At 61.9% G+C, this 12552-nt stretch carries 16 protein-coding genes; 11 read left to right on the top strand and 5 right to left on the bottom strand.

All coding sequences use genetic code 11. From position 1 onward, the window contains the following. The first annotated feature begins 24 nt into the window (after nt 1-24). On the top strand, nt 25-375 hold the full coding sequence (locus FJQ55_RS10275) for a DMT family protein (RefSeq protein WP_062284523.1): 351 nt from the start codon (nt 25-27) through the stop codon (nt 373-375). Nucleotides 376-408: 33 nt separating this feature from the next. Here the strand turns inward: FJQ55_RS10275 and FJQ55_RS10270 are convergent, their stop codons facing one another. Continuing rightward, nucleotides 409-810, bottom strand: a complete 402-nt coding sequence (locus FJQ55_RS10270; RefSeq protein ID WP_140827678.1) for an acyl-CoA thioesterase — start codon at nt 808-810, stop codon at nt 409-411. 182 nt (nt 811-992) lie between these two features. Here FJQ55_RS10270 and FJQ55_RS10265 point away from each other — a divergent pair, with 182 nt between their 5' ends. From FJQ55_RS10265 to FJQ55_RS10245, 5 genes are all read left to right on the top strand, one after another. After that, nucleotides 993-2798: a methyl-accepting chemotaxis protein gene (locus FJQ55_RS10265; protein ID WP_140827676.1), complete on the top strand. Its 1806-nt coding sequence runs from the start codon at nt 993-995 to the stop codon at nt 2796-2798. Nucleotides 2799-2952: 154 nt separating this feature from the next. Beyond that, nucleotides 2953-3765, top strand: a complete 813-nt coding sequence (locus tag FJQ55_RS10260) for a hypothetical protein (RefSeq protein WP_140827674.1) — start codon at nt 2953-2955, stop codon at nt 3763-3765. Between the two features lie 82 nt (nt 3766-3847). Further along, entirely contained in the window at nt 3848-4264 is a 417-nt protein-coding gene (locus FJQ55_RS10255; protein ID WP_140827672.1) for a hypothetical protein, read from the top strand. Between the two features lie 282 nt (nt 4265-4546). Next, nucleotides 4547-5368 (top strand): sulfite exporter TauE/SafE family protein, encoded by an 822-nt coding sequence (locus tag FJQ55_RS10250; protein ID WP_140827670.1) that lies wholly within the window; start codon nt 4547-4549, stop codon nt 5366-5368. A 174-nt stretch (nt 5369-5542) separates the two neighbouring features. Continuing rightward, complete coding sequence (locus FJQ55_RS10245) at nt 5543-6535, top strand: hypothetical protein (RefSeq protein WP_140827668.1); 993 nt, start codon at nt 5543-5545, stop codon at nt 6533-6535. A gap of 92 nt (nt 6536-6627) precedes the next feature. On the opposite strand, the gene FJQ55_RS10240 is transcribed toward FJQ55_RS10245, so the two are convergent. From FJQ55_RS10240 to FJQ55_RS10230, 3 genes are all read right to left on the bottom strand, one after another. Continuing rightward, complete coding sequence (locus FJQ55_RS10240; RefSeq protein ID WP_140827666.1) at nt 6628-6909, bottom strand: ribbon-helix-helix domain-containing protein; 282 nt, start codon at nt 6907-6909, stop codon at nt 6628-6630. 533 nt (nt 6910-7442) lie between these two features. Then, the gene (locus tag FJQ55_RS10235) at nt 7443-8468 is read right to left on the bottom strand and encodes a GlxA family transcriptional regulator (protein WP_140827664.1); all 1026 of its coding nucleotides are present in this window, start codon (nt 8466-8468) and stop codon (nt 7443-7445) included. A 320-nt stretch (nt 8469-8788) separates the two neighbouring features. After that, nucleotides 8789-9016: a hypothetical protein gene (locus tag FJQ55_RS10230; protein WP_246085066.1), complete on the bottom strand. Its 228-nt coding sequence runs from the start codon at nt 9014-9016 to the stop codon at nt 8789-8791. 83 nt (nt 9017-9099) lie between these two features. Here FJQ55_RS10230 and FJQ55_RS10225 point away from each other — a divergent pair, with 83 nt between their 5' ends. The 5 genes from FJQ55_RS10225 (at nt 9100) to FJQ55_RS10205 (ending at nt 11714) form a co-directional block, all read left to right on the top strand. Continuing rightward, complete coding sequence (locus FJQ55_RS10225; RefSeq protein WP_140827662.1) at nt 9100-9354, top strand: hypothetical protein; 255 nt, start codon at nt 9100-9102, stop codon at nt 9352-9354. A gap of 59 nt (nt 9355-9413) precedes the next feature. Continuing rightward, a complete protein-coding gene (locus tag FJQ55_RS10220; RefSeq protein ID WP_140827660.1) occupies nt 9414-10310 on the top strand; it encodes a LysR family transcriptional regulator in 897 nt (298 codons plus the stop codon). A gap of 52 nt (nt 10311-10362) precedes the next feature. Next, a complete protein-coding gene (locus FJQ55_RS10215; protein WP_140827658.1) occupies nt 10363-10806 on the top strand; it encodes an acyl-CoA thioesterase in 444 nt (147 codons plus the stop codon). Between the two features lie 117 nt (nt 10807-10923). Further along, nucleotides 10924-11235, top strand: coding sequence for an ArsR/SmtB family transcription factor (locus tag FJQ55_RS10210; RefSeq protein ID WP_140827656.1), 312 nt, complete (start codon nt 10924-10926; stop codon nt 11233-11235). Then, nucleotides 11232-11714 carry an SRPBCC family protein gene (locus FJQ55_RS10205; protein WP_140827654.1) on the top strand — a complete coding sequence of 161 codons (483 nt, stop codon included), beginning with the start codon at nt 11232-11234 and terminating at the stop codon, nt 11712-11714. The genes FJQ55_RS10210 and FJQ55_RS10205 overlap by 4 nt, the downstream gene beginning before the upstream one ends. Before the next feature lie 54 nt (nt 11715-11768). On the opposite strand, the gene FJQ55_RS10200 is transcribed toward FJQ55_RS10205, so the two are convergent. Continuing rightward, the gene (locus FJQ55_RS10200; protein ID WP_140827652.1) at nt 11769-12503 is read right to left on the bottom strand and encodes a pyridoxamine 5'-phosphate oxidase family protein; all 735 of its coding nucleotides are present in this window, start codon (nt 12501-12503) and stop codon (nt 11769-11771) included. Nucleotides 12504-12552 lie beyond the last annotated feature (49 nt).

Genomic DNA, 12552 nt, shown 5'->3' with positions numbered 1-12552 from the left:
CTCCACTCCCGCCTCGGTGTTCACATGCCCACATTTTCTCCCGCTGCCCTTTGGCCCATCCTGCTTCTCTCCGCCTCGAATATCTTCATGACCTTCGCCTGGTACGGCCATCTCAAATACAAGACGTCGGCGCTCTGGATTGCCATCGTCGCCAGCTGGGGCATTGCCTTCTTCGAATACTGCCTGGCGGTACCGGCCAACCGCATCGGATCCGAGGTTTATTCGGCCGCGCAACTGAAGACGATGCAGGAAGTGATCACGCTGATCGTGTTTTCCGGCTTCTCGGTCTTCTTCCTGAAGGAAAGCCTGACGATCAACCACGCAATCGGCTTCGCGCTGATCGCGGCCGGGGCGGCTTTTGTCTTCCGGGGGTGATGACGGCGGAGGGGGCCGGAGGGTTCGCGCCACTTACACTTGAAGCGCTGGCACCGGCGTCGGCTTGCCATCGGCATCGAGCGCGACCATGACGAAGGTCGCTTCCGTGACTTTTTCCATCACATGCGTCAGATAACGCTGCGCCCAGGTTTCTACCTTCAGCGTCATGGAGCTGCGACCGACGTGGCTGATGTCGGTATAGACGCAGAGCGTATCGCCGATCTTCACCGGTAGCGCGAAGGCCATTTCCTGGACGGCTTTCGTCACGACGCGACCACGCGCACGTTCAGCCGAACGGATACCGCAGGCCAAGTCCATTTGCGCCATGACCCATCCGCCAAAGATGTCGCCTGCGGCATTTGCGTCGGCCGGCATGGCGAGTGTGCGCAAGGTGAGTTCACCTTTCGGAGCGGCGGTGGTGGAGGAGAGGGTCATGGTGTGTTCGAATCCTGTATCGTGTTTGCAGCCCCGAGGAGAGACCGCTCCCTTCATCGGCGCAAACTGTCAATTTTCATCCATCACTTTGAACCCCTCAGAATTCGCAGTCAGAAATTTAGAGAAACAGAAGGCGCAAATATAACACTTTAGGCAATTTTGACGCAAAGCCCGAGGTCCAGATGAAATCCCTATCCCTGTCGGTTCGACTTTATGCTCTCGTCGCCATTGCCTTAAGCGTTCTCGTTGCAACGCTGACCTATAGCCTGTTCAACGCCTATGACGCTTTGACTCATGAGCGGCGCGCGGGGCTGGCGCAGATCAACGACAATGCCATCGCCATCTTCAACAAGTACTACAAGATGGAGCAGGAGGGCAGCCTGACCCGCGCCGAGGCGCAGGAGAGGGCGAAGGATGTGGTCGCGGCCATGCGTTATGCTCCGGACGGCTATCTGTGGATCAACGACATGCAGCCAAAAATGGTGATGCATCCGATCAAGCCGGAACTGAACGGCAAGGATCTGAGCCAGAACAAGGATCCGAACGGCAAGCACCTCTTCGTCGAATTCGTCAATGTGGTGAAGGCCAACAAGGAAGGTTTCGTCGACTATTACTGGCCGAAGCCGGGTTTCGAGGCGCCAGTCGAGAAGTTCAGCCATGTCATCGGTTTCGAACCCTGGGGCTGGATCGTCGGCACCGGCGTCTATTCGGATGATCTGGCGGCGCTGTTTCGCCAGACGGCGACCGAATATGGCGTCATCATCGGGGTTGCCATTCTTGCCATCCTGTTTTGTGCGGCCATGGTGGTGCGCAGCGTGGTGCAGCCGATCAATCGGCTGAAGACCGCGATGAGCGACATTGCCGGCGAACGCGTTGATACCGCCATCACCGATACCGAACGGAGCGACGAGATCGGCGGCATGGCGCAGACGCTGCAGGTGCTGCGCGACAGTGTGCGCGAGCGGATCGAGATGCGCGAGCGGGAGGTGGTCCAGCAGGACAGCCTGAACGGCGAGCGGGCGCGCAACGAGGCGCAGTTGCGGACATCGGCAGAGCGGCAGGCCCAGGCGATCGATGCCATTGGCGCGGCCCTGGAGCAGCTGGCCGACGGCGATCTGACGGTGCAGATCGGAACGATCGGTGCCGACTATGAAAAGCTGCGGGCCGACTTCAACCGGGCGGTCCAATCTCTCGGCAGTGTGCTCGTGTCGATCAACCAGAGCAGTGACGTGGTGACATCAAGCGCCGGTCACATCAGCGAGGCAACCCACAACCTGTCGCGGCGCACCGAGCAGCAGGCGGCCGCACTTGAAGAAACGGCGGCGGCTCTCGACGAGATCACGGCGACGGTGCGGACGGCGGCCGAGCGGGCCAATGAGGCACGCCAGATGGTTGCGGAGACGAAGACCAGCGCCAACCGCTCCGGTGAGATCGTGCGCAATGCGGTCGATGCCATGGGGCGGATCGAGGGCTCGTCGCAGAAGATCAGCCAGATCATCACCGTGATCGACGAAATCGCCTTCCAGACCAATCTGCTCGCGCTCAATGCCGGTGTCGAGGCGGCGCGGGCGGGCGAAGCCGGGCGCGGCTTTGCCGTGGTGGCGCAAGAGGTGCGGGAACTCGCTCAGCGCTCGGCCAATGCGGCCAAAGAGATCAAGGTGCTGATCAGCGCGTCGGCGCATGAGGTGGATACCGGCGTTGGTCTTGTGCGGGCGACCGGGGAGGCGCTGCTGGAGATCGAGCAGCTGGTGAACCGGGTGAACGACAGCGTCGACACGATTGCGACGGCGGCGAAAGAGCAGGCAACGGGCCTTGCCGAGATCAACACCTCCGTCAACCACATGGATCAGATGACGCAACAGAACGCCGCCATGGTGGAAGAGACTTCGGCTGCCGGGCAATCGCTGGCGGAAGAGAGCCACAAGCTGCGCCAGCTTTTGTCGCGGCTCAGAGTGAATGCCGGTGAGGCGGCGCGGCAGGCCGCCTGAGGCGGGCATGAATTTGCGCCTGGACGGGGGCCGGCGGAGCGATCTGCCGGCCCTTTTTGCTGCGCCATAGGCCGCCATCTTCCGTTCATGGCGCGTTAAGCCGGTCTATATTATGCTGCCTGTAGTTGTCCCATTGCGGGCCATCGAGGGTGAAATGAGTTCTGTGTTTTCGTCCCTTTGCTGCCGCTTGACGGCAGTCGCGGTTCTGGCCCTGTCCACTGCCGGCTGTTCCGGCAGCGACCGCATCCCGCTTGCCGATGTCGGCGGGCCGCAAAAGGGCGACGTTTTGGTTGGCCGCGTTGACAAGCGCGATGGACGGGTTCTGATCGGCCGGGTGGGCGCGGTTTCGCCCGAGGCCGTCGCCTATGCGCCACCCGCCACGGCGGCGAATGGCGGAAGTGCCGGGATCGATTATCTCAATACGCCCAATCTGGCAGCGGCTGCGCCTGCACAGCCGGAGATCGCTGCGGAGCCTCCGCGCCAGACGGCGATGGCGATCCCTGAAGGCGGCGTCAATATAGACGGGGAGCTGGGTGTTGCCCAGGCGCCGAGCGACTCTGCCTCGGCGGAGATGTCGTCCGGCGATGCCGTGGCGGATGGGTATCGCGAGACGGAGGGCGTGCAGCCACAGATCGTGACGCAAGGCGGAGCGATGGCGATGGCCGAGGGGCAGACGAGCCAGCCCGTGGTCGACGGTATCGGTTTTGACGAGCCGACGGAGATCGTGACGGGGCCGAGCGGGGCGCCACCGGCCGGCGCGAGGGCAGCGGCGGTGCAGGTGGCCGATGCCGTGGCGGAGGCGCCCGAAGAGGGCGGGATCCTGCCGCTTTCGGTCGATAGCGGCAATTCCGGGATGAGTGATCCGGCACCGGTGACGCCACGGCGCGCGGCAGCGGCGCCATCGGTTGCGCGCGCGCCGGCGGGCAAGGACTGTTCGCTCTATCTCGACAAGCGGAACTGCCGGTGATCCGGTGTTTGCCATTTTCTACTGAGCAAATTTGCTTCATGACCGGATCTGGAAATGTACGCGGACGGCGGGCAAACTATTGATGTTGCGTCTTTTATTCGTAGTAGTGGCCGGTATCGCTTTCGGGCTGACGTGGTCACTCGCTGCGGAAATCGGCCGCCTTGAGCGGCGGGTTCAGACCGTCGTCCTGTTAGATGCCATGGAGGATCCCATTGTCGGTGTGGCCCGATGCCGGATCGACCAGTGGTGCAAACCTATTTTCGACGTGGGCTCAAGCGTCGAAATCTCCGTTCGGCTGCATTGGCAGGACACGCGCGAGAGCGGTGATCTAAAAATTGACTGTGGTGATGGCTGTTCCTTCCGATCCGGGCGTTCGCGAACGTCGTTTCAAGACCAGCGGATGTTCGACATTTTTCGCGGAGAAGAGATAGGGCCCGAGACGCTGCTCGTGCTCAAGCCTGCAACGCGGATCGGAGAAGTCTTCCTCATCATCGAATAAGGGCATGCCGGGTGCAGGCGGCGGCGATTGGGGATCTGGAAGATGCGTGGAAAACCTCTGACCGGTCGTATGGGTGCGGTGGAAGTGGAGGCGACGTGGTCACCGCCCGGGCGGGAGGCGTACCGGGTGGGGCGTGGGTGGGCTTGCGATCGGGGGCGGGGCCAACTAGAGGCGTGAGTGTCGCGAGCCCTGCGTCCATCGTCCGCTTCTGCGACGCGCCTTGCGGCTCTCAGTCCCGATGACCGTCCGGATGGATGGTCTTGATTCCTGCCGGAGAGTGCCATGCCACCGATTGCCGATATTCTCCTCTTTGCCGCCATGCTGGCGATTGCCGGCGGCGTGGCCGGGCTGCTGGCGGGCGTGTTCGGCATTGGCGGGGGCGCGGTGCTGGTGCCGGTGTTCTACCAGGTGTTCGGTTATGCCGGAATCCCCGAGCATGTGATCATGCATCTCGCTGTCGGCACCTCGACGGCCCTGATCGTGCCGACCTCGATCCGATCGTTTCGGGCGCACCAGAAGCGCGGGGCGGTCGATACGGCGCTGCTGAAGGGCTGGGTGGTTGCCGTGCCGCTCGGGGCGCTTCTCGCGACCGTGGTCGCGGCCTATGTGTCGAGTGCGGGCTTGCGGCTGTTCTTCGCGGTCATGGGACTGGTGCTGGCGGCGCGCATGCTCTTTCTCTCCAACCGGTTTCATCTCGGCACGGAGCTGCCCGGCCAGCCCTCGCGTTTCCTCGTCGGCACCGCGATCGGGCTGTTTTCCGGGCTGATGGGGGTCGGCGGCGGCGTGTTCAACAACACCTTCATGACGCTCTACGGACGGCCGATCCACCAGGCGGTGGCGACGTCTTCGGGCGTCGGCGTCTTAATCTCGATCCCGGCCTTTCTCGGCTTCGTCTATGCCGGCTGGGGCGAGTCCGGCCTGCCGCCCTTTTCCACCGGCTTCGTCAACTGGATCGCCTTTGCGGTGATTTTTCCGATTGCCATGCTGGTCACGCCCTATGGCGCGCAGCTGGCGCACAAGCTCAAGAAGCGGCAGCTGGAGGTGGGCTTTGCGGTGTTTTTGTTGTTTGTGTCAGCGCGGTTTTTCTGGAGTTTGGTGGGGTGAGGGGGAGATCGCCATCCAAGCTCCAAAACGTCCAGGTTGCGCTTGATTGACAATGCGCTCATCTGACAAGTAAAATTTTCGGTAGCTGGTCGGGCTAGTCCTATCGTGGAAGTCGACCGTGCTTGTGAGTCATATTCAGCACGCTGGTGATCCTTTTGCTGAAGGGGATACGTCTTGAAGAAGCATCTTTTGTTCTTCGTTGCTGCTGTTTCCCTCAGCTTCTACGTTCTAATGCAGCTCGACGCACCGCCGCCTGAGCCCCTTTCTCCTATTATCCGATCGCTGAGATCAGCATGGATTATCGACGGCATGATTGTGGACTACGAGTTCAAAGCCGAGCCCCCGACCAACATGCTGACTTTTACTCCTTTTCGAGGCGGACGAGCGTTTACCTATTCCCCAGATGGATTTGTGGTTGCTCAAGTGGTCGCAAACCACAGCAGCATCTTCATTTTGCTGAACAACAAAAAGCGTGAAAATCAATCGGGCGAAGGTCAGTACAGAGTTGATGTTTGTGACTACAGCGGAAATTGCCGAACGGAGCGCACTTTCGCGAATTCCATTTTCAAAATCTCGGCGTCCGAGGAGGGGTACTACGCCATCAGTTACGACCCGAGGGATCTGTTTCGCAGCGATGTGGGGGAATTTCCGCGAAAATTCGAGTTGCAGCAGATCTCAGGAGAGCGTGCCAATCGGATCTGCTGTTCAGCAGACTTGCTCGTATCCAGTATGTCGAACGACAGCCATGACGGCTTGACGATAGTTGCTGTAGACTTTTCCGTGCCCTTTGAGAGACGTTCGCCTAACCTCTATGGAGTTGATGCGAAGGGAAAATTGTCGAAATTAAGCAGCTCACTTTCGTATGTCGGGTGCCAGTATCACCAATTTCGTGGCACATTTTTTTGTATTGGCCAAGGCGGTGGAGACGACGGCAGAGGCTATCGCACAACTTGGTCAATCACAGAGGTTGTGGACGGCGAACCTGTATCTCCAAGTTGGATTTCATCGGCATTCCCTTTGATCTCTGATTCAAGGCTGCTAATAAGGCTCGAAAATGGAACACTTGCCGAAATTCCTGGCGAAACAGCTATCGAACAAGTCGGAATCGCTCCCTCCTGTACCATGTATAGTCTTCCGTTAAAGTCTGCGTGTCGGCCTGTTCCCTAAGTCCCTTAAAGTAGAGAAACAGTGCAAGATTCATCTGAAGATTTACGATGATGAGGCTTCCGCTTCCGGCGCGAAGACGACATCGCGGGGCTTCATTTTGAGGGTTTCACGCGGGTTTCGTGACGTGCCCTCAGCCGCGCGAAAACCGTTTCTGCCGGGACGGCTCGGTCGGGGTTTTCCTTCATGGCGTCGTAGACGGGGGCGACATCTTCGCGGAGCCAGTGTTCGAGCGATTCCTGCTGGTTCTGGAGGGCGGTCAGGCCGGCGCGGACCACGTCGCTCGCCGAGGCATAGGTGCCGGACTCGACGAGGCGATCGATGTAGTCCGACTGCTCGGGTGGCAGGTCGAAGGCGCGTTTTTCAGTGGGGGCCATGGCCGGTCTCCATGCGGTAAGCGGCTTAGTGTAGCATGGCTGCGGCGGGAATTGCAGTCTGTTGCGGGGAGTCTGGTGGCTGACACCCTCCCCTTGAGGGGGAGGGTCGGAGCGTAGTTCCGGGGTGGGGTGAACGGTGGTGGGTGGCGCGAGGTCACCCCACCCGCGCGTTCCGCGCGACCTCGCCGTCCAAGGGGGAGGTTGGGGGGGCGCCGTCCTGCCGTGGGGTGCCCCCCTCTGGCCTGCTGGCCATCTCCCCCTCAAGGGGGGAGATCGGGTGCCGCTAACGGTCAGCCCTCATCCTGAGGTGGGAGCGAAAGCGACCCTCGAAGGACGAGGGCGGGTGGGGTATGTCGGGGCCCCGGTCCTTCGAGGCCCTGCTATCGCAGGGCACCTCAGGATGAGGGGTGACGTGGGCTGCTTCGCGTCCCGTAGAATCTGATTAGGTGTGGGTGCTGCGGGCAAAGGCCCCTCCCAAACCCTCCCCACAAGGGGGAGGGCTTAACCTCGGCGCGCCCTTGGTGTGTTGCGGCTTACACCACAACCCCCGTCCGATTGCTCGACATGGTGAGCTTGCGTTCGGCGCGCTCCTGCTGGGGGGAGCGGTTGTAGAGTTCGCGGTAACACTTGGAGAAGTGGGAGGCGGAGACGAAGCCGCAGGCGACGGCGACTTCGACGACGGGCATGGAGGACTGGACCAGCAGATGGCGGGCACGGTCGAGGCGGATTTCGAGATAGTAGCGGGCGGGGGAGCGGCCCATTTCCTGTCTGAACAGGCGCTCGATCTGGCGGCGCGAGAGGCCGGCGTCGTCGGCGATTTCCAGGAGCGACAGCGGCTCTGAGAGATTGGCTTCCATCAGCTCGATGATCTGCAGCACCTTGGAATTCTGCACGCCGAGACGGGCGCGCAGCGGAAGCCGCTGGCGGTCGTTGGCGGAGCGGACGCGGTCTGTCAGGTGCTGTTCGCAGACGCGGTTGACCAGGCCTTCGCCAAAATCCTGGCCGATCAGGTTCAGCATCATGTCGAGCGAGGCCGTGCCGCCCGCGCAGGTGTAGAGATTGCCGTCGACTTCGTAGAGGTCGGCATAGACTTCCGCCTGCGGGAAGGTTTCGGAGAAGCCCGGCAGGTTTTCCCAATGGATGGCGCAGCGCTTGCCGTTCAACAGGCCGGCCTGGGCGAGCACATGGGCGCCCGTACAGAGGGAGCCGACGGCGACATTGCGGTTATAGGCCTCGCGCAGCCAGGCATTGACCGACTTGTTGTTGAATTCCTCGACATAGATGCCGGAACAGACGATCGCCATGTTCGGGCGGTTTTCGCCGCCGAGGAAGCGGCGCTCGTCGGCGAGCGAGGAATTCACCTCGATGCCGATGCCGGAAGAGGAATAGACCTTCTGGCCATCGACCGAGGCGAGGCGCCATTCATAGGCGGCATAACCCAGCATGCGGTTTGCGATGCGCAACGTCTCGATGGCGCCGGCAAAGGGCAGGAGGGTGAAATGCGGTACGAGGAAGAAGACGAGCGAACGCTTCTTGGTCTGCGTCGGTTGCTTGCTCATGATGGTGCCCAGTTTTCCCGTTTGGTCGTTCCCGTGTTTTGTCGCATGCTCGACTGGAAACGGGTCCGGGGATGTTCGTTCTGCGACATTGTCATGAAATCGCGCGGCGCGGAAGTATTCCTTTTCGCTAAAAAGCGACATTTTCGGGATTCTTTCCGCCTGCGACCGGATGAAGCCGGACTTGACGGCGATCAAGATCGGCAAGTGCGTTGAAAAATCAGCTTTTTGGGGAGCGCTGCGGTTGCGGGGGCATTGAAGCGGATTTCGTCCCTTTGCGACGCGGCCCTCGGGTCGTGTCGCGGCCTGTCCGATTTTGCCACTCAGAGGCGGTGGATGTCGCCTGCAGGCCAGCCGATATCCTTGCGAAGATCGAGCGGCAAAGCATCCAGCGCCCGCTGATCGCTGCGGCGACGCTGCGCATCGGCTGCGTGCCGGGCAAGGTCGCCCAAGGTGCGGACGACGAAGTGCGCCCAGCGGCGGGCGAGGGATGCGCTGGATGGCGCGGTCTGCGAGATGCGGAAGGGGGTGTCATAGTGCAACAGGGTCATGGCGGTCGTCCTTTCCTTGGGATTCCCTTTCGGGTGGTGGTGTTATGCGCTTCAATGTTCCATCACTCCAACGAATGTTATTTATGCGGTTCATTCGCAAACGTTATGGATTGAAGGGCGTCGGCGAGGCCGAGATCGCGACGCAGGTGGCCGGGCAAGGCGTTGATCTGATCGATTGCCACACCCTGCGCCCGGTCGAGTGCCAGGGCGGCGAAGAGATGCAACAATGCCTGGGGGGCAGTCTGGGGAAAAGTCTGCGCGACAGGGCGGAGAAGCGTCTGGTGCGTCATGGCCGGTCTCCTGTTGGGGTGATGGAAAACAGCTTGCATCCGGATTGACATTCAATCAAACGCGATTGTATCGTCTTCAGGTTCAATTTTTCTGAAGGCGCTCCGCCATGACCCTGATGCTTCGCCAGCCGCTTCCGCTTCTTGACAATGACGTGCTTCGGACCTTCGTTGCGATCGCCGAGACCGGCGGTTTCACCACGGCCGCCGACCGGGTGTTCCGCACGCCGTCGGCAGTGTCGATGCAGATCAAGAAGCTGGAGGAGCAGCTGAACGTGACGCTTTTCCTGCGCGATGCGCGCTCCGTGACGCTGACGGAAAGCGGGGAGGTGCTCTTGCCCTATGCGCGGCGGATGCTCGCGCTGTCAAACGAGGCGGTCGGGCGGTTTCGCATGCCGGAGATGAAGGGGGTCGTGCGGCTGGGCGCGCCCGACGATATCGGCGAGCGCTTCATGCCGACGATTCTCAGGCGCTTTGCCGAGCTCTATCCGCTGATCATGGTCGACCTGACGGTCGATACATCAGGCGGACTGCGCCGGCGACTGGCCGAGCAGCGGCTGGATCTGACGCTGGTCAATTGTGCGCCGGGAACGGTGGTGCATGAAGGCGAGGTGATCCATCAGGAGCAACTGGTCTGGGCCGGTGCGAAATGCGGCACCGCACATCTGCGCGATCCGCTGCCCGTATCGATCTGGGAAGACGGCTGCTGCTGGCGGGCGGATGCTCTGTCGCGTCTGGAGAAGGACAAGCGGCCGTATCGGATCGCCTATCTTTCGGCCCATACGATGGCGCAGCGCGCGGCGGTGATCGCGGATCTGGCGGTCGCGCCCCTGCCGCGCAGCTACCTCACCGACGACATGACGGCGCTCGGGGCCAAACACGGCCTGCCGGAGCTCGGCTCCTTCGAGGTCCGGCTTTTGATTGGCAAGGACACGTCGGAGACGATCCAGGCCGTGGCCGACAGCGTGCGTTACGCCTTTTCCGAGATGATCGGCATGGCGGCGTGAGCTGCAAGGCAGTTCGGGAATTGGCGAAATAGCGAATAAGGTTTGGCTGGGCATGACGGATGACAAGGGGCAGGGGTTGCGGCTCGAGGATTTTGCCGGCCAGGCCTATGACAAGCTGCGCTACGGCGATACGGACCGGCAGGGGCATGTCAACAACGCTGTTTATGCGACCTTCCTCGAAACGGGTCGGGTGGAGTTGATCTTCAAGGCCGATGCCAGGCTGCTGGAGGAGGGCTTTTCCTTCGTGCTCGCCAAGCTGGACATCAATTACATCGCCGAGGTGCTGTGGCCGGGAACGGTGGAGATCGGCACGCGGGTGACCAAGGTCGGGCGATCTTCCGTGACCATGGAACAGGCCGTGTTCCAGAACGGCAAATTGTGTGCGTCGGCCGAGACCGTGGTGGTGCATTTCGACCAGACGACGCGCAAGTCGCATGCGTTTTCGCAGGCGCAGCGGGCGAAGCTCGAGAGCTGGATGCAGGCGGGACAGGCTTAACGCCTTCATCCTCGTCATCAATCAGATCGCATTATCAATCAGAGGGTTGGGTGTCTGGCGATGCCCGCCCGCTTCATGGGGCTTGCCAGTGTCATAAGTTCATGCTTATTATAAGTCATGGCTTATCATTTGAAAATCCTTCAGGCCCTGGCCGACGATACCCGGCGCGATCTGTTCGAGAAGATCGCGGCGCGGCCACAGACCGTCGCCGATCTCGCGCGGGTCGTCCCCGTGTCGCAGCCGGCGGTGTCGCAGCATCTCAAGGTCTTGAAGGCGGCGGGGCTGGTCGCGGACCGGGCGGAGGGGCGTCGGCGGATCTATGCGATCGATCCGAACGGGCTCGGGCCGCTGCGCGCTTGGCTCGATCAGTTCTGGGATCAGCAACTGGCGGCCTTTCAACGGGCCGTCGAAGAAGGGGACGAGAGATGAACGAACATCCGCAGATCAAGCCCGCGCCGATCGTCAAGCGGTTTACCGTCAAGGCGGGCCGCGAACGGGCCTTCGACGTGTTTTCCGCCGGCATGGGCGACTGGTGGCTGAAGACGCATTCGCTGACCAAGAGCGGGGCAAAGACGGTCGTCATCGAGCCCTTCGCCGGCGGGCGCTGGTACGAGATCGGCAACGAGGGCGAAGAATGCGACTGGGGCCGGGTGCTGGTTTACGACCGGCCGGGGCGGCTGGTGCTCTCCTGGCAGATCAACGGCGACTGGGTCTTCGATCCTGAGCTTCTGACCGAGGTGGAGGTGGTGTTCACGGCGCTGTCGGAGAAAGAGACGCAGGTCGATTTCGAACACCGGCTGATCGAGAATTTCGGCGCTGCCGCCGAGCGGACGCGGACGATCTTGGAGGCCGAGGGCGGCTGGACGGGGCTGCTCGCGATCTATGCCGGGTTTGCCGGGCGGGGTTGATTGCGCCGCATGGGTCGGATGGGGCGGCATCGAGAACCGCCACATCCGGGATTTTCATGTGCGATCGAGGGCGGCTTCGTAGAGCGCCTGACTTTCCGCCAGGACCTCGTCCAGCCGTCGGCCTTCCTGGAAGTGGGCGAGGTGCTCGGGATAAGTCACGCCTTCGGGGACCTTGGGGCAGATCTCGGGGGCGCGCAGGCGGGTCTCAACCGGGATGACGCCGGCCCAGACACGGGCGTCGATATCGGCCGGGTCGTCGGAGACACCGCCCGTGCGGACCTTGGCCGAGGCCTCCTCGATGCGCATGCCGATGACCATGGTGCCCTTGGCTTCCTGCGGGTCGTTTTCGCGCAAAACGGCGGTGCGGCCGGGATAGAAGCGGTCGACGACGGCTTTGAGCGCCTCGGCCTTCTCCTGCGGGTCATCGATGATGTGGGCGGTGCCGAAGCACATTGCGGAGCGGTAGTTGGCAGAATGGTGGAAGCCGGAGCGGGCGAGCACCAGGCCATCGAGATGGGCGACGGTGAGGCAGACGGGGATACCGGCCTTCTGGCTCTTCAGCATGCGGCTCGCCGACGAGCCGTGCCAGAACAGCCAGTCGCCCTCGCGCCAGTGGATGGTCGGCGTGCAATAGGGCTGGCCGTCGATGACATAGGCGACGTGACAGAGCAGGGCCGCATCGAGCACGGCATAGACGGCCTCACGGTCGTAGGCTGCGCGCTCGTGCAGGCGTTTTGCCCGGTTGCGCGGGGTGACGGGGAAGGATTGCGGATCGGGTCTGTCGTTCATGCTTGCCTCCTGACGGCTGATGCGGCAGGGATAGTCGGATCAATTGGTC

The sequence above is a fragment of the Rhizobium glycinendophyticum genome (assembly GCF_006443685.1).
Classification (GTDB): Bacteria; Pseudomonadota; Alphaproteobacteria; order Rhizobiales; family Rhizobiaceae; genus Allorhizobium; species Allorhizobium glycinendophyticum.
Note: the sequence above shows the minus strand (reverse complement) of the source record. Positions and strands in the feature narration are given on the sequence as shown.

What these genes read in the sequence shown, in the direction of transcription:
- FJQ55_RS10275 (WP_062284523.1), top strand. Translation starts at nt 25, where the DNA reads ATGCCCACATTTTCTCCCGCTGCCCTTTGGCCCATCCTGCTTCTCTCC.
- FJQ55_RS10270 (WP_140827678.1), bottom strand. Translation starts at nt 810, where the DNA reads ATGACCCTCTCCTCCACCACCGCCGCTCCGAAAGGTGAACTCACCTTG.
- FJQ55_RS10265 (WP_140827676.1), top strand. Translation starts at nt 993, where the DNA reads ATGAAATCCCTATCCCTGTCGGTTCGACTTTATGCTCTCGTCGCCATT.
- FJQ55_RS10260 (WP_140827674.1), top strand. Translation starts at nt 2,953, where the DNA reads ATGAGTTCTGTGTTTTCGTCCCTTTGCTGCCGCTTGACGGCAGTCGCG.
- FJQ55_RS10255 (WP_140827672.1), top strand. Translation starts at nt 3,848, where the DNA reads ATGTTGCGTCTTTTATTCGTAGTAGTGGCCGGTATCGCTTTCGGGCTG.
- FJQ55_RS10250 (WP_140827670.1), top strand. Translation starts at nt 4,547, where the DNA reads ATGCCACCGATTGCCGATATTCTCCTCTTTGCCGCCATGCTGGCGATT.
- FJQ55_RS10240 (WP_140827666.1), bottom strand. Translation starts at nt 6,909, where the DNA reads ATGGCCCCCACTGAAAAACGCGCCTTCGACCTGCCACCCGAGCAGTCG.
- FJQ55_RS10235 (WP_140827664.1), bottom strand. Translation starts at nt 8,468, where the DNA reads ATGAGCAAGCAACCGACGCAGACCAAGAAGCGTTCGCTCGTCTTCTTC.
- FJQ55_RS10230 (WP_246085066.1), bottom strand. Translation starts at nt 9,016, where the DNA reads ATGACCCTGTTGCACTATGACACCCCCTTCCGCATCTCGCAGACCGCG.
- FJQ55_RS10225 (WP_140827662.1), top strand. Translation starts at nt 9,100, where the DNA reads ATGCGGTTCATTCGCAAACGTTATGGATTGAAGGGCGTCGGCGAGGCC.
- FJQ55_RS10220 (WP_140827660.1), top strand. Translation starts at nt 9,414, where the DNA reads ATGACCCTGATGCTTCGCCAGCCGCTTCCGCTTCTTGACAATGACGTG.
- FJQ55_RS10215 (WP_140827658.1), top strand. Translation starts at nt 10,363, where the DNA reads ATGACGGATGACAAGGGGCAGGGGTTGCGGCTCGAGGATTTTGCCGGC.
- FJQ55_RS10210 (WP_140827656.1), top strand. Translation starts at nt 10,924, where the DNA reads ATGGCTTATCATTTGAAAATCCTTCAGGCCCTGGCCGACGATACCCGG.
- FJQ55_RS10205 (WP_140827654.1), top strand. Translation starts at nt 11,232, where the DNA reads ATGAACGAACATCCGCAGATCAAGCCCGCGCCGATCGTCAAGCGGTTT.
- FJQ55_RS10200 (WP_140827652.1), bottom strand. Translation starts at nt 12,503, where the DNA reads ATGAACGACAGACCCGATCCGCAATCCTTCCCCGTCACCCCGCGCAAC.